The organism is Paenibacillus sp. AN1007 (assembly GCF_040702995.1).
GTDB lineage: Bacteria > Bacillota > Bacilli > Paenibacillales > Paenibacillaceae > Paenibacillus.
The window spans coordinates 2769052-2790281 of record NZ_CP159992.1 but is presented as its reverse complement, the minus strand read 5'-3'; the positions used below and the strand labels follow the sequence as shown (position 1 = coordinate 2790281).

General features: G+C 46.9%; 16 protein-coding genes. 13 read left to right on the top strand and 3 right to left on the bottom strand.

The features are described 5' to 3' along the window. Positions 1 to 2 precede the first annotated feature (2 nt). The 6 genes from ABXS70_RS12265 to glyA all read left to right on the top strand — a co-directional run bounded on the left by ABXS70_RS12265 (position 3) and on the right by glyA (position 6890). Positions 3 to 1484: a sugar ABC transporter ATP-binding protein gene (locus tag ABXS70_RS12265; RefSeq protein ID WP_342555979.1), complete on the top strand. Its 1482-nt coding sequence runs from the start codon at positions 3 to 5 to the stop codon at positions 1482 to 1484. Position 1485: 1 nt separating this feature from the next. Then, on the top strand, positions 1486 to 2457 hold the full coding sequence (gene rbsC / locus ABXS70_RS12260) for a ribose ABC transporter permease RbsC (RefSeq protein ID WP_342555980.1): 972 nt from the start codon (positions 1486 to 1488) through the stop codon (positions 2455 to 2457). A 15-nt stretch (positions 2458 to 2472) separates the two neighbouring features. Next, positions 2473 to 3405, top strand: coding sequence for a ribose ABC transporter substrate-binding protein RbsB (gene rbsB / locus ABXS70_RS12255; protein WP_342555981.1), 933 nt, complete (start codon positions 2473 to 2475; stop codon positions 3403 to 3405). Positions 3406 to 3635: 230 nt separating this feature from the next. Continuing rightward, positions 3636 to 4379 carry a YggS family pyridoxal phosphate-dependent enzyme gene (locus ABXS70_RS12250; RefSeq protein WP_366296061.1) on the top strand — a complete coding sequence of 248 codons (744 nt, stop codon included), beginning with the start codon at positions 3636 to 3638 and terminating at the stop codon, positions 4377 to 4379. Between the two features lie 38 nt (positions 4380 to 4417). After that, the gene (locus tag ABXS70_RS12245; protein WP_366296629.1) at positions 4418 to 5605 is read left to right on the top strand and encodes a benzoate/H(+) symporter BenE family transporter; all 1188 of its coding nucleotides are present in this window, start codon (positions 4418 to 4420) and stop codon (positions 5603 to 5605) included. A 25-nt stretch (positions 5606 to 5630) separates the two neighbouring features. After that, the gene (gene glyA, locus ABXS70_RS12240; protein WP_366296059.1) at positions 5631 to 6890 is read left to right on the top strand and encodes a serine hydroxymethyltransferase; all 1260 of its coding nucleotides are present in this window, start codon (positions 5631 to 5633) and stop codon (positions 6888 to 6890) included. Between the two features lie 69 nt (positions 6891 to 6959). Here the strand turns inward: glyA and ABXS70_RS12235 are convergent, their stop codons facing one another. Then, positions 6960 to 8390 (bottom strand): PLP-dependent aminotransferase family protein, encoded by a 1431-nt coding sequence (locus tag ABXS70_RS12235; RefSeq protein WP_366296627.1) that lies wholly within the window; start codon positions 8388 to 8390, stop codon positions 6960 to 6962. 253 nt (positions 8391 to 8643) lie between these two features. Between ABXS70_RS12235 and ABXS70_RS12230 the strand changes: the two genes are divergently transcribed. The 6 genes from ABXS70_RS12230 to ABXS70_RS12205 all read left to right on the top strand — a co-directional run bounded on the left by ABXS70_RS12230 (position 8644) and on the right by ABXS70_RS12205 (position 15931). Beyond that, positions 8644 to 10716: a serine hydrolase domain-containing protein gene (locus ABXS70_RS12230; RefSeq protein ID WP_366296057.1), complete on the top strand. Its 2073-nt coding sequence runs from the start codon at positions 8644 to 8646 to the stop codon at positions 10714 to 10716. Positions 10717 to 11046: 330 nt separating this feature from the next. Further along, the gene (locus tag ABXS70_RS12225) at positions 11047 to 12495 is read left to right on the top strand and encodes an amino acid ABC transporter substrate-binding protein/permease (RefSeq protein WP_342555986.1); all 1449 of its coding nucleotides are present in this window, start codon (positions 11047 to 11049) and stop codon (positions 12493 to 12495) included. Beyond that, positions 12488 to 13216 carry an amino acid ABC transporter ATP-binding protein gene (locus tag ABXS70_RS12220; RefSeq protein WP_366296055.1) on the top strand — a complete coding sequence of 243 codons (729 nt, stop codon included), beginning with the start codon at positions 12488 to 12490 and terminating at the stop codon, positions 13214 to 13216. Before ABXS70_RS12225 ends, ABXS70_RS12220 begins: the two co-directional genes overlap by 8 nt. A gap of 152 nt (positions 13217 to 13368) precedes the next feature. Beyond that, positions 13369 to 13743 (top strand): hypothetical protein, encoded by a 375-nt coding sequence (locus tag ABXS70_RS12215; protein WP_366296053.1) that lies wholly within the window; start codon positions 13369 to 13371, stop codon positions 13741 to 13743. 111 nt (positions 13744 to 13854) lie between these two features. Beyond that, positions 13855 to 14445 carry a TetR/AcrR family transcriptional regulator gene (locus tag ABXS70_RS12210; RefSeq protein ID WP_342555988.1) on the top strand — a complete coding sequence of 197 codons (591 nt, stop codon included), beginning with the start codon at positions 13855 to 13857 and terminating at the stop codon, positions 14443 to 14445. Between the two features lie 70 nt (positions 14446 to 14515). Then, complete coding sequence (locus ABXS70_RS12205) at positions 14516 to 15931, top strand: MFS transporter (RefSeq protein ID WP_366296051.1); 1416 nt, start codon at positions 14516 to 14518, stop codon at positions 15929 to 15931. A 104-nt stretch (positions 15932 to 16035) separates the two neighbouring features. Here the strand turns inward: ABXS70_RS12205 and ABXS70_RS12200 are convergent, their stop codons facing one another. Next, entirely contained in the window at positions 16036 to 17325 is a 1290-nt protein-coding gene (locus tag ABXS70_RS12200) for a glycoside hydrolase family 27 protein (protein WP_342555990.1), read from the bottom strand. A 120-nt stretch (positions 17326 to 17445) separates the two neighbouring features. Then, the gene (locus ABXS70_RS12195; RefSeq protein WP_342555991.1) at positions 17446 to 18327 is read right to left on the bottom strand and encodes an AraC family transcriptional regulator; all 882 of its coding nucleotides are present in this window, start codon (positions 18325 to 18327) and stop codon (positions 17446 to 17448) included. Positions 18328 to 18617: 290 nt separating this feature from the next. On the opposite strand from ABXS70_RS12195, the gene ABXS70_RS12190 reads away from it, so the two are divergent. Further along, positions 18618 to 20948: a glycoside hydrolase family 95 protein gene (locus tag ABXS70_RS12190; RefSeq protein WP_366296048.1), complete on the top strand. Its 2331-nt coding sequence runs from the start codon at positions 18618 to 18620 to the stop codon at positions 20946 to 20948. Positions 20949 to 21230: the final 282 nt, after the last annotated feature.

Sequence of the window (21230 nt, the reverse complement as noted above, 5' to 3'; positions counted from 1 at the left end):
CTATGCACATTCAGATGCATAACATTCACAAAGCGTTTGGCACCAATCAAGTGCTGAGCGGCGTGGATTTCGAATTAAAAGACGGTGAGGTTCATGCCCTGATGGGAGAAAACGGCGCTGGTAAGTCAACACTGATGAACATTTTGATTGGCCTGCACCAGCGTGATCAGGGAACGATCAAGATAGATGGGAAGGAAACGTATTTTGGCAGTCCGAAAGAAGCGGAGCAGCTCGGTATTACGTTCATTCACCAAGAGCTGAATGTCTGGCCGGAGATGACGGTGCTGGATAACCTGTTTATCGGTAAGGAGATATCGTCCTCCATGGGTCTGCTGAATACAAGACAAATGAAAGCGCTTGCCAGTGAGCAGTTTGCCAAACTGTCGGTCGATATTCCTCTGGAACGTCCTGCCGGAGAGTGCTCTGTTGGACAGCAGCAGATGATTGAGATTGCCAAAGCGCTGATGACCAATGCCAAAGTCATTATTATGGATGAACCTACAGCAGCCTTAACGGAACGTGAGATTCAGAAGCTGTTTGAGGTCATCAGGTCTTTACGTAAGAACGGTGTATCGATTGTCTACATTTCACACCGGATGGAGGAGATTTTCACCATCTGTGATCGCATCACGATTATGCGTGACGGACGTACCGTTGATACCAAAGCGATTCCTGATACAAACTTCGATGAAGTTGTGCGCAAGATGGTTGGTCGTGAGCTGACCGAGCGTTATCCTTCCCGTAAACCGAAATATGGTGAAGTGATATTGGAAGTTCGAAACGCGAACCGCAAAGAATTGTTCGAAAATGTCAGCTTTGATGTGAAAGCTGGCGAAGTATTAGGTTTCTCTGGTCTGATGGGTTCGGGGCGAACAGAGATCATGAGAGCGATCTTTGGTCTGGACCGTCTAGACAGTGGAGAGATCCATATTCGCGGTAAAAAGGTGAACATTCGCAAACCATCCGATGCGGTGAAGCATGGCATCGGTTTTATTACGGAAGACCGGAAGGATGAAGGGCTGGTGCTCGATTTTTCCATCCGTGAGAATATGGCACTGACGAATCTGTTCAGCTTTTCAAGCAAAGGTTTCATCTCGACCTCCAAAGAGCAGGAGTTTGTGGACACACTGATTAAACGGCTGCAGATCAAAACGCAATCCTCGGAAACCGCGGCTCGTAACTTGTCGGGAGGGAACCAGCAGAAGGTCGTTATTGCCAAATGGGTAGGTATTGGTCCGAGTGTTCTCATTCTGGACGAGCCTACTCGCGGGGTGGATGTTGGTGCAAAACGTGAGATATATCAGCTCATGAACGAACTGACGGACCGCGGGGTAGCGATTATCATGGTTTCGTCCGAACTGCCTGAAGTGCTGGGCATGAGTGACCGCATTGCGGTTGTGCATGAAGGGCGTATTACCGGCGTGCTGCCGAAGGAACAAGCGACACAGGAACACATTATGACTCTAGCTACAGGGGGACAGTAACATGACAACGATGCAGAACAATAAAACAGCCAAAAGTGGTTTCCGCTTGTCAGGCGTAACGCAGAAACTCGGACCATTACTCGGATTAATCATCCTGATTGTTATCGTTTCCGTGCTTAATCCAAGTTTTTTGGAACCGCTTAACATTTTGAATCTGCTCCGTCAGGTTTCCATTAATGCACTGATTGCGTTTGGGATGACGTTTGTTATTCTCACTGGCGGGATTGACCTGTCGGTTGGTTCTATACTTGCACTATCCAGTGCGTTCGTAGCCAATATGATGTTATCCGGTCTTGATCCGATTCTCTCTATTATCATCGGGGTTGCCCTTGGTGGAGTCATGGGTATGGTGAATGGACTGATGATTACCAAGGGGAACATGGCGCCATTTATCGCAACCCTTGCTACAATGACTATTTTCCGAGGTTTGACGCTGGTATACACCAACGGTAACCCGATAACAGGTCTGGGTGACAGTCTGCTGTTCCAGTTGTTTGGACGCGGTTACCTGCTTGGCATTCCGGTACCAGCGATTACGATGCTGATTACCTTTGTCATTCTGTGGACCATTTTGCATAAAACGGCCTTCGGCCGCAAAACGTACGCTATCGGCGGTAATGAGAAAGCTTCCATTATCTCGGGTATCAAGGTATCCCGTGTGAAAATTATGATCTATTCCCTCGCAGGTATGCTTGCAGCGCTTGCTGGTGCAATTCTGACATCCCGTCTGAATTCTGCTCAACCTACGGCAGGTACATCATACGAACTGGACGCTATCGCCGCAGTTGTACTCGGCGGAACAAGTCTTTCCGGCGGTCGGGGACGCATTGTAGGTACATTGATTGGTGTGTTGATTATCGGAGTACTGAATAACGGTCTGAACCTGCTCGGTGTGAACTCCTTTTATCAGATGGTTGTGAAGGGTGTCGTTATTGCTATCGCTGTCCTGCTGGACCGCAAGAAAACTGCGTAAGGGAGAGAATTCAACATGAAAAAATGGATATTAACGCTGGTAAGTATGATGCTGATTGTTGTTCTCGCCGGATGCTCGCTGGAACCACCAGGATGGGCGAAACCGAAGACGGCGGGAGGCAAAGAGCAGAAAAAGATTGGTTTGTCGATCTCGACACTAAATAATCCGTTCTTTGTGTCCTTGAAAGATGGTGTCGTTGCAGAAGCTCAGAAACAAGGCATTCAGGTTGTCGTGGTGGATGCTCAGAATGACTCCGCGAAACAGACGAATGATGTGGACGATCTGATTCAGCAGGGTGTAGACGCCTTACTCATCAACCCGGCAGATTCCGCAGCGATCTCTACAGCGGTTCAATCCGCTAATAGTGTTGGCATTCCGGTAATTACGCTGGATCGTTCGGCAGATAAAGGTGAAGTTGCAGCTCTCGTTGCATCCGATAATGCGAAGGGTGGACGTATGGCAGCCGAATATATCGTGAAGCAGCTGGGTGAGGGGGCCAAAGTTATTGAACTTGAAGGTGTGCCAGGTGCATCTGCTACCCGGGAGCGGGGCAAAGGATTCCATGAGATTGCAGATCAGAAGCTGGATGTGGTTGCCAAACAATCTGCTGACTTTGACCGTTCCAAAGGTCTGAATGTTATGGAGAACTTGCTGCAGGGGAATCCGGGAGTACAAGCCGTATTTGCACACAATGACGAGATGGCTCTGGGTGCCATCGAAGCGATTCAAAGCTCAGGTAAAGATATCCCGGTAATCGGATTTGACGGTAACGATGATGCCATTAAATCGATTCAGGATGGCAAACTTACAGCGACCGTAGCTCAGCAGCCCGAACTAATCGGACAGCTTGCGCTGCAGGCGGCATTGGATGTGCTGAGCGGTAAACAGGTTGAGAAATCCATCCCGGCTGAATTGAAGCTGGTTACCAAGGAAAACGTAAATCAATAAATTCAATATTTAATAAGTAATATATGAATCCCGCTCTGGCGAAAAAGCCGGAACGGGATTTTTTTTTCGTGGAAATCATAGTTGATTGAGCTCGAACCAGACTCGTACCTGAATCCAATTGCACATCACAACGTTTTGGATTGGACAAAAACAATATCTTTGGATATACATATTCAGTCCATAGGTTGTTATACTGTCATTCAAATGGCGAGTAGAAAGGGGTATCCTGCTTGGATTATCCGGTTGAAGAAAATTTGAAAATGGTTAGAAAACAAATGGCTCTGGCCTGCAAGGCTTCTGGGAGAAACGTTACCGATGTGCAGCTGCTTTTAGCGACGAAAACGGTGCCGCTTGAGAAGTTACAGATCGCTGTGCAGGCAGGTGAACAGCTGTTTGGAGAAAACAAGGTGCAGGAACTGCGAGATAAATATCCTCTTATGGAGCAGTCCAAAGCGGTGGAATGGCATTTTATCGGACATCTGCAGACGAATAAAGTAAAGGAGGTTATTAAGTATGTGACCATGATCCATTCGGTGGATCGTCTGAAGCTCGGGCAGGTCTTACATGACCAGCTTGTCAAAGAACAGCGCACAATGGACATTCTAGTACAAATCAATACGTCCTATGAAGAAAGTAAATTCGGTGCTTCTCCAGAGCAAGCAGTGGAGCTCGTTGAACAATTGTCTCAATTTGAAACGCTGCATGTAAAAGGGTTAATGACGATTGGGAAACTCCATGCATCAGCTGAAGAGACCCGTCAATGTTTTCGGTTGTTGAAACAGCTCAGCATAGAGATTAGAGAGAGAAACATCTCGCGTGTCGACATGGGAATGTTATCGATGGGCATGTCGGGTGATTTCAGTATGGCGATTGAAGAGGGAGCGACCATCGTTCGTGTGGGAACCAATGTGTTTGGCCCACGTTATCTGCCCGATGAATACTACTGGAACGAACATACAAAGATAGAAGATTAGTTGAGGGGCAGGGGTTTACATTGAAAAAAGCATCTTATATGATTCGTGGGCGCGATTTGATATCGCCAGTGACTGCGGCTTTAATTTCTGTCATTGTCAATTATGGAGGGACCTTCATTCTTGTGTTTCAAGCGGCTAAAGCAGCAGGGTTAAGCCCGGAAATGACCGCTTCCTGGATATGGTCCATATCGATAGGCGTGGGGATCACGGGGATTTGGCTTAGTTACCGCTATAAAGAACCTATCATTACAGCGTGGTCTACTCCAGCGGCAGCCTTCCTTGTGTCCATGCTGGCTGTAACTCCTTATTCAGAAGCCATAGGTGCTTATATGATATCCGCCGTTGGTTTTGTCATTTTGGGCATGTCTGGCTTGTTTGAACGGTTCGTCCGATTAATTCCGCCAGGGATCGCTTCTGGGTTACTTGCAGGAATTTTACTTCAGTTTGGTATCTCCGCGTTTGAAGGGGCCAAGGTCGAACCTGCACTGGTTATTCTATTGTTCACCGCCTATATCGTGTTAAAGCGGTTTACATCTCGCTATGCCATCGTTGGTATATTGGTTCTCGGCCTGATCTACCTGGTGATTATGGGGAAAACCGATTTCAGCTCCATTCAGCTCGCGGTCGCTTTACCTGTATTCACAGCTCCCGAATTTTCAATTCAGGCCCTGCTCGGTGTGGCCCTGCCGTTATTTATTATTACGCTGACAGGACAGTACATGCCAGGTATGCTGGTTCTTCGCAATGATGGTTTTCGAACGAGTGCCAACCCTATATTAACGGTAACTGGCCTGGGTTCACTTATCGCCGCACCATTCGGCTCACATGCATTTAACGTGGCAGCCATTACCGCAGCCATATGCACGGGGAAAGATGCGCATGAAGATGCATCCAAGCGTTATATAGCAGGCATTGCCTGCGGAGTCTTCTACATAACTGTCGGAATCTTCGGAGTAACCTTAGCAGCGTTATTTTTAATTCTTCCAGCAGCTTTTATCGCCACACTAGCAGGGCTGGCTTTGCTTGGAACGATCGGCGGCAGCCTGGCTAACGCTCTGGCGGACCCGAACGGAAGGGAAACGGCATTGATTACATTTTTAGCAACAGCGGCTAATGTAACTTTGTTTGGCATCGGCGGTGCATTTTGGGGACTTGTGGCTGGAGTCATGGCGCATCTTCTAATTCATCATAAATTTGCAAAAAAACAACTTGGAACGAATGGTTAAGAAACCGGAAGGGATGATGATCAGGATGTTAAAACATATAGAGAGTCAAGATAAAGCTTTGGCAGCAGCAGCCCGTCACGAGCTTGCAAGACAGCGGGATACGATAGAACTCATTGCTTCGGAGAATTTTGTGAGCCAAGCCGTAATGGAGGCCACAGCCAGCGTATTAACCAATAAATACGCAGAGGGTTATTCGGGCAGAAGATATTATGGTGGATGCGAGCATGTTGATACGGTAGAGGATATTGCTAATCATCGCCTGAAACAACTATTCGGTGCTGAACATGCGAATGTGCAGCCGCATTCCGGTTCACAGGCGAATATGGCTGTATATCTTGCCTCAGTCGAGATGGGTGATACGATTCTTGGAATGAATCTTTCTCATGGCGGTCATCTGACACATGGAAATCTTGTTAATTTTTCAGGAAGATTTTATCACTTTGTTCCCTATGGTGTTGATCCAGAAACGGGTCTTATTGACTTTGACGAAGTTCGAAAACTGGCTCACAAACATCGTCCACGAATGATCGTTGCAGGCGGAAGTGCATACCCGAGGCGTATTGATTTTGAACTTTTTGCTCAAATTGCTTCCGAAGTGGGAGCCTTACTTTTTGTAGATATGGCACACATCGCAGGCATTGTTGCAGCAGGATTACACCCTAACCCCGTACCGCACGCACATATTGTATCAACCACGACACATAAGACGCTGCGTGGTCCGCGTGGAGGTGCTATTTTGTGTAAAGAATCCTGGGCACGGGCGATCGATAAAGCTGTTTTTCCAGGAACGCAGGGCGGACCTTTTATGCATATTATTGCGGGAAAAGCAGTCGCTTTTGGGGAAGCAATGCAATCGGATTTCACTGTTTATATGAGAAACGTTCTGAATAATGCCAAAGTAATGGCGGAAACGCTAATGAATGAAGGGCTTTCTCTAGTTTCTGGAGGTACCGATAATCATCTCATTCTCGTTGATCTGCGCAGCGTTGGCCTTACGGGTAAAGACGCTCAACATATGCTGGATGAAGCAGGCATCACGGCAAACAAAAATTCGATTCCTCATGATACAGCAAGTCCGTTAGTTACAAGCGGTATTCGGTTTGGAACTCCTGCCATGACAACCAGAGGACTTGGTGCCGGGGAGATGAAAGAAATTGCCCAGCTGATCGCACTTGCATTTAAAAATCCAGCGAATACTAAAGTAAAGCAGCACATATCCGGTTGTGTGCGCGAGATCACATCACGATTTCCTCTGTACGAAGCAGGGGCCTCGTTCACCTCATAAATAGATACAGCCCGTCAGCATTGCAATCTTCTTATCGATTTTGCAATGCTGACGGGCTCTGTTCAATTGTTATAATACGGTCCGGGCAAATCGGGAGATGCCTTCTTCGATTCGTTCCTCATCTACTTTTGCAAAACCTAACACCCACCCCTTACGATCACTCTCCAGACAGTATCTGCTCAGCGGATAAACACAGACCCCCTGCCTGCGGGCGGCAGAGGTTATTGCTGCTTCATCACATGACGCATCTGCTTCAAGAAGAATATGTAATCCGGTTTCTACTCCGCTTAATCTAAAACGTGAACTAAGACCGGAAGAATGGATCGCTTTGGTCATGACCTCGTGTCTGCGGCGATAAATGTTACGAACCCTTCTCATATGGCGCATAAATTGCCCCCGCTCAATAAAATGATTCAGCGTTAACTGCTCCATGATGGGTAAATGACGATAAGTCAGTTCATGAATCTGGGTAAGCCGCTCAATCGCTGCCTGAGGTCCTATAATTGCGGATAAACGTATACCGGGCGCAATCATTTTGGAGAAACTCATCATATAAAGCGTATTCTGAGGCAGCTGGCTGAACAGGGTAGGAATCGGGTCTCCACGATATCTGAATTCGCTATCGTAATCGTCCTCGATAATCCACATTCCATGTTTTCCGGCTAACTGCATGAATTGCTGTCTGCGCGGCTCTGACATGATGATTCCGGTGGCGCATTGGTGCGAAGGAGTCACAAATACGAGCCTGGATTCGGGGTGGATGCGATCAACACATAGTCCCTGCTCATCAACAGGTACGGCATCGATCTGCATTTTGCGGTATTTCATGGTGGTCCAGGCTGCAGGGAAGCCCGGGTCCTCCACGGATACTCTGTCCCCTTCGCTCAGAAGTGCCTGAGTAATTAAATCAATGCTGTGCTGTGCGCCTGAAGTTAACAAAATCTGATCAGCTTCAATATGAATTCCTCGTTCTAGGGACAGGTAACGCTGAATCTGTTCTCGCAGCGGCAGGAAACCTCTGGCATCCCCATACGACCAGATATCAAGGTCGGGTTCAGCAGACACCTGCAAAAATGATTTTCTCCAGGATTGGGTGAACGTCTCATCGATATAAGGCTCGTGCGGGTTAAAATCAATGTCCACCTGCGGTGCATCTTGATCTCCAAACCAGCTCTGCAGCTTGGCAATGGATTCGTTTACTACGGGCAGTGGGGGAGGTACAGGCCCGGACGGCGGCTCCTCTTCTAAAGAACGGAGCACCTGGATCGAGCGGCTGACTCTTGTTCCACCGCGACGTGAGGTTACTGTATAACCCCGGCTGAATAATTCCTCATAAACGATCTGAATTGTAGACCGTGAAACACCGATCCGTCCGGCTAACTCACGTGACGGAAGAAGCAGTTCACCTGGTGGCCAGTTCCCGGTTGTAATGTTGTGAATAGCCTGGTCGAGCAGCTGCTGCCAGATCGGACGGTCATCATTTCGGTTCACTTTTAACATCATAACAACTCCGTTGTTGTTGAAATTATGGATTGCATAATACTTGAACATGATAAAATTTCGGGCGTTCCATTGTAGGGAATGTTATCATGACAACGGTTCAAACTGCAACGATAAATCGCGATTAATATATTAATTTGACTGTTCATCTTAAGTTCATATGAAGTTCGTGGGTAGTTCATTTTCATTTTCTATACTGAGTTAGGAAACAGCACAACATGACGATCACACAGCAGAATAGGAGAAGATGAAGATGAGAAAAAAAAGAACGTCTATAATCGCTATGACCTTGGTGCTGGCGATGTTAACTCCCACGGCTGTATATGCAGCCGAGATTCCGAGTAAATCAAGTTTGGCAATAACTCAAAAAGCCGTCACTGCAAAAACGAAAACATTGACCGAAAATTACGGTGTTACCAGTGTTCAATACGCGCTTATCGATGGAGGAAATATTGTTCTTTCCGGACAAACGGGTATGAATGATCCTGCGGAGAACGTGCCTCTCACGTCAGACACCATGTATGGCATCGGTTCAACCAGTAAAATGTTCCTGACAACCGCAGTTATGAAACTGGTCGACGAGGGCAAAGTGAAACTGGACGATCCTGTAGTGGGCTATATTCCTGAATTTAAAATGAAGGACAATCGCTATACTCAGATTACAGTACGCATGCTGCTGAATCATTCATCCGGACTGCTGGGCACATCCAGTAACAGTGCGATTCTATTTGAAGACCCGGATACATACGCACATGATACTTTATTGGAACAACTGGCATCACAGCATCTGAAAGCAGACCCGGGAGCTTATTCGGTCTACAGCAATGACGGGTTCTCTTTAGCCGAGATTCTGGTGGAGCGAGTCAGCGGCTTGAGTTTTACAGCGTTTATGCACCGTAATATTACAACACCTCTTGGCATGAATCATACCAAAACGCCACAAGATCCGTTAAATCTTCAACAAATGGCAGCGACGTACTCCGCCAAGAAGGAACAGCAGCCTTTGGAGACAACCAATATGATTGCTTCGGGCGGCATCTATTCCACAGCCGAAGATTTGGTGAAGCTGTCACAAGTATTTACGAACGAGAAGAATGGTGTTCTATCCAAAGAATCAGCGGAAGCTGCCGGACAGGAAGAATACAAGCGGGGAATGTGGCCGGAGGATGGAGATTCCTCTATTGCTTACGGACTTGGATGGGACAGCGTGAATCTGTTCCCTTTCAATCAATACGGGATCAAGGCATGGGCCAAAGGAGGCAATACGATTGCTTATCATTCTTCTCTAATTGTACTGCCTGAGCATAACATGGCCGCAGCCGTTACTTCTTCTGGAGGTTCCAGTTCAACGAATCAACTGATTGCATCAGAGCTGTTACTCCGTGCGCTGGAAGAAAAGAAGCTGATTCCTGAGCGTAAACCGGAGAAGTCACACGGGATTCCCGTGAAAGCGGAAATGCCGAAGGAAGAGATGGATCATTCGGGAATTTATGGCGGCGGTGCCAACATGCTGCTGAAACTGGATGTGCAGGAGAACGGACAGCTCACGACGACGATGTTGGGCGTTCCAAACAGCCCGAAACAGACGTACATCTACACTGCGGATGGTTCGTTTGTGAATGAAGCAGGTACGGAGAAAGTGAAGTTTGTTCAAGAGAGTAACGGAAATACGTATCTTTGGACACGTTCATATCAATCGGTGCCTGGACTCGGGCAGCTGGCTTCCTCGGAATACAAGGCAGAGAAGCTGGAAGCTAATCCCTTGTCGGAAGAGACCGCAGCTGCGTGGCAGGCAAGAGTGGGCAAAGCGTATGTGCTCGTGAATGAGAAACATACCTCGACTCTATATAATACGGCCATGCCGCTTATTCCAATTCAATTGCCAAGTGAGCTGCCAGGTTATATTTACACAAATGCCATCACGGATGCGGACCAGGCTGTGAATCACCTGCAAATCCCTGGTGTCGCAGGACGGGACACGATGGAATTCAACTTTTATGAACAAGATGGTGTGGAGTATGTGTCTCAAGGAGGCAATGTATATGCCAGCCAGGACATCATTAAACCGATCTATGCAGGTCAGCAATCGAAGACGACGATTCAGTCGAATGGTTACGCCAAATGGTACTCCATCCCGTCTTCTGCTGGAGGGAAAGAAATGAACGTGAACATGCCGTCAAATGCCTCATTTGTTGTCTACGACCAGTACGGTGTCAGCCTGAATCACAGCCTAGTCAGTGGTCAAACGACAATGATACTCCCGGAGAAAGGCAGTATCGTATTTGCTGGTGAAGCGGGATCCACCTTTGAAATTACGTTAAAATAAACGCTTAAATTTCATTCAAAAACGATAGGAACTTTTCAAAAAAGAAACAGAATTTTTATGAAACATAAACACAGCTCATTAACGAGATCGCTCAAAGGTCGCATTTTGCGGCTTTTTTTGCGTATAATATTTCAAATTTTAAATTCAGGTTTCGCGAGCTTGGCCTCCAGGGTAAGTATAAGAGGACTTTTACAAGTTCATTGAAGAAATGCCATGGAAACAAAAGATGAAGGTGGGTAGAAAGAGCATTGATTGTTTAAGTGCTGAGAATAATAACTGGAGCAAGTTTGGAAACTTAAGTATGGCATGACGTCAAGACGAGGAGGACATATGAAGAATAACAGGATTACATTACTTATACTTACCATGCTGCTGCTTCTGGTGTCCGGTTTTACAGGTTGGACGGGAAGTGTGCAGGCACAATCGGACTCGGGCAAAACCTATGTGATCGGTACCGACATTACCTTTGCGCCGTTTGAATTTGAGGATATAAACGGTGATTTTGTCGGCATCGATATGGATATTCTGGCAGCCATCGCGAAGGATCAAAATTTCAAATATGAAATCAAAGCTTTAGGATTTAATGCTGCCGTCCAGGCGTTGGAATCGAACCAAGTGGATGGCGTTATAGCGGGCATGAGTATCACCGATGAGCGGAAGGCCAAATTCGACTTTTCCGATACTTATTTTGAATCAGGCGTCGTTATGGGCGTCAAAGCGAACAATGATTCCGTTAAAAGTTACGAGGATCTTCGCGGCAAAAAAGTAGCTGTGAAAACGGGGACGGAAGGATACCGTTTTGCTGAAGCGAACGCGTCCAAATACGGGTTCACCATCGTACCTTTTGATGAATCCGTGCAGATGTATGATGATGTAAAAACGGGGAATTCCGCCGCATGTTTCGATGATTATCCTGTGTTGAGATATGGGGAGAAGCAGAACAACGGACTGAAAGTTGTAACTGAACCAGAGGAAGGTGCACCCTACGGTTTTGCCGTCAGCAAAGGTAAAAATGAGGAGCTGCTGCAGAAGTTTAATGCAGGACTTGCCAACATCAAGGCAAGTGGCGAGTACCAGAGCATTCGAGACAAATATCTGGATGAAAATGCGGAGACTGCTGAAAGTCTGGGACGCTTCGAACTTATAGTCAAATCTCTACCAGCACTGCTGAAAGGGTTGGGCAAGACGCTTTGGTATACCCTTGTGTCGCTGTTCTTTGCCTTTATTCTCGGGTTGATCTTTGCCTTCATGAAAGTGGGACGTAATAAAATACTGCGCGGCATCGCTATGGTTTTCGTCGATTTTTTCCGAGGCATTCCGCTGCTGGTTCTCGCCTATTTCATATACTTCGGTGTTCCTCAAGCGTTTGGCTTTACGATGCCGCTGTTCCTTGCAGCAATTCTGACGCTGAGTTTAAATGCCGGAGCATATGTCACCGAGATTATCCGCGGAGGGATTCAATCGATTGACCGAGGACAGATGGAAGCAGCTCGTTCACTGGGTCTTCCATATCGTAAAGCCATGATGAAAATTGTCGTGCCACAGGCGATCCGTGTAATGATCCCGTCATTTATTAATCAGATGGTGATTACGCTGAAGGATACGTCAATCCTCTCTGTCATCGGGCTGGTTGAGCTTACACAGTCGGGTAAAATCATTATTGCCAGAACATTTGCTTCATTTGACATTTGGTTAACGGTTGCGGCAATGTATTTTATCGTCATTATTATACTGACAAGAATTGCTGATTATCTGGAGGTGAAGTTGCGCCGTGGGTAAAATTAAAGTAGAAGGTCTTAAAAAAAGCTTTGGATCGAATGAGGTACTGAAAGGCATCGACGTTGCGGTAAACGAAGGAGAAGTCGTATGTGTCATAGGCCCGTCCGGGTCGGGGAAAAGTACATTTCTGCGCTGCATCAATTGTCTGGAGGAGATTACGGCAGGTCACGTGATTGTCGATAATCAGGACTTGAACAGCAGAGATACCGATATTAACAAAGCCCGTGAAAACATCGGCATGGTATTTCAACATTTCAATCTGTTTCCGCATTTTAGCGTACTTAAAAATATAATGTTTGCGCCAACGGAACTTGGCAAATTAAATCAAGCACAGGCACGAGAAACCGCTCTTCGTCTGCTGGACCGCGTCGGTCTGGCAGACAAAGCGGACAGCTTCCCAAACCAGCTCTCCGGCGGACAGAAGCAGCGTGTAGCCATTGCACGTGCACTCGCGATGAACCCGGATGTCATGCTGTTCGATGAGCCGACATCGGCCCTTGACCCGGAGATGGTTGGAGAGGTGCTTGGGGTTATGAAGGATCTCGCGCGCGAAGGTATGACGATGATCATTGTTACGCATGAGATGGGCTTTGCCCGCGAAGTTGCGGATCGGGTTATTTTTATGGATGGCGGATATATCGTCGAAGAAGGTAATCCTGAGCAAATATTCGGCCAACCCCGGCATGAACGGACGATCAGTTTCCTGGAAAAGGTACTTTAACGACAAGCAAATATATGGTGCAGCACAAAAAGCCGCGATCTGCGGTTTTTTTGTTTGGTACATTTAGGCTGAAGGCACTATAATAGGTTTTCGGAACGCGGCGCAGGCATGAACATGCAGTATACTTATTCGAACAGAAGGGGAGTGTATCCATGATGGAAACGGTATCTGAAACGGAACAAATGCAATCCATTGAAGCCTTCCAATCGGTGATTCGCAAATCGGAGAACGCGCTGCAGAATATGACCGAGAAAGGGGCAAATACGTCTGTTCTTGAGAAAAGACTTCATGCTCTATGCGTGAGTCTGCATGTTCTGGGATATATCTGGAACAGGATACCTGAACAAGGATACAGTAGGCTGGAGATTACCGAGGCACGTCATGTGATGAACAAACTTCTGGCATCGGTGGAGAAAATGATAGAAAAGACTGCAGCAGGAACACCTCAGCGCACCCTGCTCGAGAGAAGAATTCGAGCGTTTCAGCTCGCCGTGCAGGCGATGGATGAAGTTGGGCGCATTCTCTAAAACGCATACCCACCAATTACGAACTTTCAAATTAATCCTTGACAAGGACTGATTCAAAAGGTAGTCTTCATTTATGACAGTGGTCACTGACATTGGTAAAAGGAGAGCTTCATGTCCAATTCAATTAAACGGAGCACAAAAGAAAAGCTGATGTTAACGGCGATTGATCTGATCTCGGTAAAAGGATATAAAAGTGTTACAACGCAGGAGATTGCCTTAACCGCGGGCGTAAGTGAGAAAACTCTATTTCGCCACTTTGGTACGAAACAAAATTTGCTTGAGAGCGCATTCGATGAATATCATTATGCAGCAGAAATGACACGTCTTTTCGAAGAAAAACTGGTGTGGAATCTGCATTCGGATTTATTGCTGGTTAGCAGAACCTATCATGAAATTATGCATAAAAATCGCAAATTGTTTATGATCAGTCTGAAGGAAATGAATCATTTGCCGGATTTAAGAACACGAACGGTACGGCATCCGCAGCAGTTGCTTGAGCTTTTAACCGGCTATTTACAGACGATGTACGAGCAGGGAAAGGTGGTTCAGATCAACGCTGAAATACAGGCTTTTTCCTTCATGGCATTAAATTATGGATTGTTTATTAATCATATGGAGGATCATGTACATTTTCCATGGATTTCTTTGGAAGATGTGATTGCCGAAAGTGTATGGACCTTTACTAGGGCTCTAACGCCCTAGTTTTTTAAGTAAATGAATGTCAGTAAGTACTGACAGTCAAATGACAGTTCACTTGAAAAGAGGAAAAAACATGAAACTTACAAAGAGCGTGGATACCCACGATACACCTTCAACAGGTAAAGAAACGGCACTGCTTCGCGTGCTGGTCTTTACACTTATCATTTCTGTAATGAACGGGATGATGTTTAATGTTGTTTTACCGGTCATAGGGGAACAATTTGAACGATCCGCTTCGGAGACGAGTTGGATCGTCACCGGATATTTAATCGTATACGCCGTCGCTACAGTCACATACGGAAAACTAACCGATCGATACAGCATTAAAAATCTAATCACTTTTGGACTCCTATTGTTAGGTTTAGGTTCCATTGTGGGCATTATTTCGACGTCCTACTTTATGATTATTCTGGCACGGCTCATTCAAGCCGCCGGAGCTGCTGTTATTCCAGCTCTTGCAATGATTATACCGGTTCGATATTTTCCACCGAACAAGCGTGGTCAGGCACTGGGTACTTCTGCGATCGGCATTGCCCTGGGATCTGCTCTAGGTCCCATCGCTGCCGGACTAATCTCCAGTGCACTTGACTGGAAGTTTTTATTTGCGATACCGCTGCTGTCACTGTTGACTCTGCCCTTCTATCGAAAGTATCTGAATCATGAAGAGGGAGTCTACGATAAAATGGACTATCTCGGAGGATTGCTGCTCGCGGGAAGCATTGGAGCCATGCTGCTTGCACTGACGAATTTGAATTGGTGGTACTTGCTTATGGGCATTGCCGTGTTGATCCTGTTTATCCTTCGGATTCTCCATGCAGCATCACCGTTTGTAGAGCCGGCTGTATTTCGCAACCGATCTTATACGTGGGGAATGTTAATCTCATTTATATTGGTGGCGTGTGGATTCAGCATTCCATTTATTATCCCGCAGCTGTTAACCCATGTGTATGATGCTTATCCGGCTCTGGCAGGTCTAACCATGCTGCCGTCTGCGCTGACTGCAGCACTACTGGGAAGGCGTGGAGGAAGATTGGCTGATAAGAAAGGAAATGCATATTTGATATATACAGCTTCGACGATGCTTGTTATCGGCTTTATAAGTCTATCGTTTGCAGCCGGCTTGGCTCTGTTTTATATTTCATCTTTTCTAATCTTGGCGGTTCTTGGTCAATCCTATATGCAAATTGCGCTTTCTAATACGATCGCACAGACGCTTTCCAAAGAACAGGTTGGCGTTGGCATGGGGCTGCTATCCATGTTCAATTTCATCGCGGCTTCAGTATCTACAACCGTTCTTGGCAAGGTCATCGACGGGGGAGCGCCGCAGCTGCATTTCAATCCTTTTATCAGCCTGTCATCTGCATTTGTATATAGTAATCTGTTTATTTTGCTTGCTGTATTGATTGTATTGATGACTTTTCTGTATCGGTGGCAGTTTGATCGTAAATCCCATGCGCAGGTGAATGAACCGGGCACTTGGGTCTGCTGAAGCCCAAAGTGCATTCTCCATCCAATCATTTACATCCGTAGAATTGCAAAAATAAAAAAGAAGAGGTCTGTCTTCAATGACAGGCCTCTTTTACATGAATGGGTTCAGCTGAAACGGTACAGACGAACACCATGAGAGGGGACATCTGTACGTAATGTGTTCCCGTCCACTACTGCCGCTTGACCGCTCCATAATTCAGTACCCTGTTTTACAACTGAAGTGCTTGAACCGACAAGTTCAAGATTAAGTTCCACAGGAAGCATCTGCTGCTCGCCTACATTAAACACTGCCGCATAAGTTGATCCATCCGCATGTGCTGCGGTCCATACGATGAGATCTCCCTGACGCAGTAGTTCTTTTGCTCCGTAACTTTCACGATGCATGCGCAGAACCTCACGGTTCGTCAGTAAAGACAGCGTCCAGTCATCATTATCTCGCAGCTCGCCGCCAAAGATCAGAGGAGAACGGAAAATACTCCACAACGACATCATTGTCAACTGCTCATCCTTAGTGAACCTTGTCCAGCGGTCGGCTCCGTCCCCATCGACAGAGCGAATGCCAATATGGCCGAGCGGCAGCATATCGCAATCCGGCCAGCATCCTTCTTTAGGAATCCCCTGCCAAGTGCGGCACCTTTCGAACATGTCCCGCAGCAGCGGCCATTGATCCCAGAAATCATCGGTGACACGCCACATGTTAGCTTGTTCGGCGAAGAATTCAGCATATTCTACCGGAGCAGGACCCGGGGAAAGACTAAGAACCATGGGCCGCCCTGCACGCTTGATCGCCTTCGAGATCATCTCGATCTCCGGCTGATGTGTATCATATAATCTGGAGGCTGCGATATCATCCACTTTAACCAGGTCAACGCCCCATGAGGCATATAGATCAAAGAGCGAATCATAATAGGCCTGTGCCCCTTCTTTGTTGTGATCCACGCCATACATATCCGTATTCCACGGGCAGATGGAGTTGGTATGAGCGATCTCGCGAGCGGTCGCCTTGGAACCCAGCAGATCTGTACCTGCATGGACCGCCTGCCTTGGAACTCCGCGCATAATGTGAATGCCGAATTTCAGTCCAAGGCTGTGTACATAGTCAGCTAGAGGTTTAAATCCGCGGCCCCCTGCAGCTGAGGGAAAACGATTCTCGGCAGGCATGAGGCGAGAGTATTCATCCATAATAAGCGGAACAAAGGGACGGTATTGAGAGGATACGGCTAGAGGTTCATACCATTGAATGTCAACGGTGATGTAGTTCCAGCCGTATTCTTTCAGATGTGAAGCCATGTACTCGGCATTCCCGCGAATCTCTTCTTCAGTAACGGCAGCGCCGTAACAGTCCCAACTGTTCCAGCCGAGAGGGGGCGTTGGTGCCGCATGGGTATGGTTCATTTGAATGCTCCTTTACTGTAATTGATTTAAATTATTGCTCCAATTATATTCATCATAAGCAGGAGAAATATAATAATCTACAGTAATGTTGAACCTTCAATAGCAATATATTGCGGTAAGTCAATCAAAAAACAACCTGCGATATACAAGACTCTCACCGCCGCTTCGGAATTCTCCGGGTGTAAGTCCGGTTAAGCCCCGGAAAGCTTTGATAAAATAGCTGCCGCTCGAATATCCGACCTGCGCGGCAATTTGTTCAATGCTTCGTGTCGTTCCACGCAGCAATTCCATCGCTTTCTCGATCCGAACCCTTGTAAGATAAGCTCCTGGTGTGAGGCCTGTGGATGACGAAAATCTGCGAATGAAGTGATATTTGGACAAGGAAACATGCTCTGCAAGCTGGTCCATGCTGATCATGCTGGCATAATCGTTCTCTATGTACGCGGCGGCCAGTCGAATCTGTTCAGACCAGTTCTCACGATTATTCCTTGTCGTGGACTGCAGCCGGACCAGCTCAGTCATGAACTGATATACACTGGATGAAGCGATCAGCGAGTCCGTAATTCGTCCAGCAGCGGCATCCGTTACAATCATCCGAAGCAGTCGAATGGGAGCGGAGTCCATAGGAAGAAAAGGGATTTCGCCTGCCTCTCTGATGAACTGCTGCCAGTGGGCCATAATGAGGTCGGGCCTGAATAACAGGAAAATGAAATGCCACGGTTCGGAAGCGGCAGGAGGATAATAATATCGATGGGGTCCCGGAATCTCCGCAAGAAAAGCCTGCCCCGAATGAATGCGGTATTTACGTTCCTTGATTTCATAAATGCCTTCGCCAGAAAAGGTATACTGAAATAACAGAAGAGGGCCGTCGGTACGTTCCATTCCGTCCCAGTGATATGACGAATCGGTGATCACATCACACCCTACGGCGTATAGCTTGCACAGTTCCAGTGCACGATCTTCAGCAAATCGGAACCCGTAGGTGCCTTTTGAAATATCCATAGATGTCCCCCTGATTCTGATCATACTTAGGTGTTCTTATCGTAGATTTGGGCATAAAATGGTATTATCCTAGCATGTTAATTTGAGGAATGCAAGCGTTTACTTCAGGATGTGAGCAAAGTGGTTAGAATTGTGAAGTTTTAGGTTAGTATTCTGCATTCAGCGCGTCCTGTGAACACGCTAGACTGATAGTGCAGCCTGCACTTTTGTAATATACTGTCCTTTTGGTAATACCGTCGATCTTAATGGTGCTGCAGCAAACCTTAACATATTTCGGTTGGAGGTATAAGATGAATTCGAATCAAATCTGGTTTGATTGCGCTGCATCGCAGTGGGAAGAAGCATTTCCGATTGGAAACGGCACCCTTGGAGGCATGATTTTTGGGAGAACTCATTTGGAGAGAGTACAGTTAAATGAAGACAGCTTGTGGTACGGTGGACCGATGGAGCGAAACAACCCTATGGCTATCCAATCATTGGATACCATCCGTGAACTGCTGTTTAACGGACAGATTCGTCAAGCAGAGGAGCTTGCACTTGCGTCGTTGGTAGGTGTTCCCGATGGGCAGAGGCACTATGAACCGCTTGGTGATTTTTATCTCGCCATGCATCATTCAGAAGAGGAAACAGCAGCATACCGGAGAAATCTTGACCTTGAACAGGGAATAGTTGAAGTCCAGTATACATCAGGCAACACTACATATACTCGTCAATATTTCTCAAGTTATGTCGATCAGGTATTGACTGTTCGTTTATCAACCAGCAAGCCTGGCGAATTATCATTTACTGCCTTATTCGGGAGAGGTTCGGTGCTGAACTGGTCTCCGTTAACCGGTGCACTGCGGCATCCGGTTGGTTTTCAATCTTTGATCGATCGAATCGAGCAGCACAGCAATGGAGATGTGATTATCCGGGGAAGAAGCGGAGGAGAAGAAGGAGTCCGTTTCTGCTGTGCGATCCGGATCATGCATGAAGCAGGAGAGCTGCAGTATTCGAGTGGTCAACTGTCCCTGTCTCAGGGGGATGCGGCCACGGTACTGATTGCTGCATGTACGGATTTTCGCTATGCCATGGAAGAGCTGGAGACGGAATGCGTGCGGAGATTAGATGCAGCTTCAACCAAGTCATATGACGATCTGCTGCAGAATCACATATTAGATTATCAAACACTGTTCAAGAGAGTGGAGCTTCACCTGGAGGGCAAAGATAACGATACAAGCTGCATCGATCTACCGATGAATAAGCGTTTGGCAGAGCTTAAGGCAGGCGGTGATGATCCTGAACTGGTTAGTCTGTATTTCCAATTTGGACGATATCTGCTTATCTCCAGCAGTCGTCCAGGTTCGCTTCCTGCCAATCTGCAGGGCATATGGAACAAAGATATGCTTCCGGTATGGGACAGCAAGTACACCATTAATATCAATACGGAGATGAACTATTGGCCTGCAGAGAGCTGTAATCTACCGGAGTGTCATATTCCGCTATTTGATTTTATCGAAAGACTGCAGGCGCGCGGAAGGGAAACTGCGAGCAGGATGTATGGGTGCAGCGGATTCGTGGCGCATCATAATTCGGATATATGGGCTGATTCTGCACCTCAGGATGTATGTCTGACGTCCACTTTCTGGACCATGGGAGGCGCATGGTTGTCACTTCACTTGTGGGACCATTATGAATACGGCAGGGACAAGGTTTTTTTGAGAAAAGTGTATGAAACGATGAAAGAGGCAGCCTTGTTTATTCTGGACTTTCTAGTGGAAGACCCGGAAGGGAACCTTGCCATTTGTCCTTCTTCTTCACCAGAGAATATTTACATTTTGGATAATGGCGAGTCAGGAGCACTCTGTTATGGAGCATCGATGGATAACCAGATTATTCGAGAGCTGTTCACACGTTGTATCGAAAGTTCACAAATTCTGCAGCAGGATCAATTATTTGCATCACAGCTGCGCGAAGCGTTAACTCGTATTCCAGACATCGCTGTGGGAAAGCATGGACAGATTCAAGAGTGGAGCAGAGATTATGCTGAGCTTGAACCAGGCCACAGGCACATCTCACACCTGTTTGCACTTCATCCTGGATCACAGATCACCCCGAAATCGACTCCCGACCTGGCCAAGGCCGCCCGGATCACGCTGGATCGCAGACTTCAGCATGGCGGCGGTCATACGGGTTGGAGCCGGGCCTGGATTCTAAATATGTGGGCAAGATTGGAACAATCTGAACTGGCTTATGATAACGTAATAGAGCTGCTGCGTTCCTCAACACTGCCTAATTTATTCTGTGATCATCCCCCGTTTCAGATCGATGGTAACTTTGGAGGTACTGCGGGCATAGCTGAAATGCTGCTTCAGAGTCATGGCGGGGAGATTCGTTTACTCCCTGCGCTGCCCAAAGCATGGCCGAAAGGTTCGGTCCGGGGCTTGCGTGCCCGCGGCGGGTTCGAGATTGATATGGAGTGGTCCGGAGGGAAGCTGCTTCATGCTAGCATACGTGCAGGTGAGGCGGGTAAAATCAGTGTTTCTTATCAGGAGCAGCAGATGGAACTGGAGTTCCATAATGTTCACAACTCGATTGTTTTAGAAGGGAAGGACTGGACAGCAGCATCTGCAGCCAACTAAGCTGAAAATCATGCTTTTGTAAAACATTTTCAGGATCAAACGACACGTCAGACTGTACTTGATTCATAATGATCTCATTAGCGAAACGTCCGGGTTTAGACTCGGTACGCTTTCGCTTTTTTTATATCTCCATCATGCCGGCTGTATTTTCGCGCAATAAATTTGGCGATTCGTGCAATGAATTTGCAAACTGCAGACTTTAGAATGGAAAGAATCCTGGTGAAAACAGCTGCAGATTTGTAAGCGGTTTCTAAATTATAATTAGAGCATACCGTTTATTTG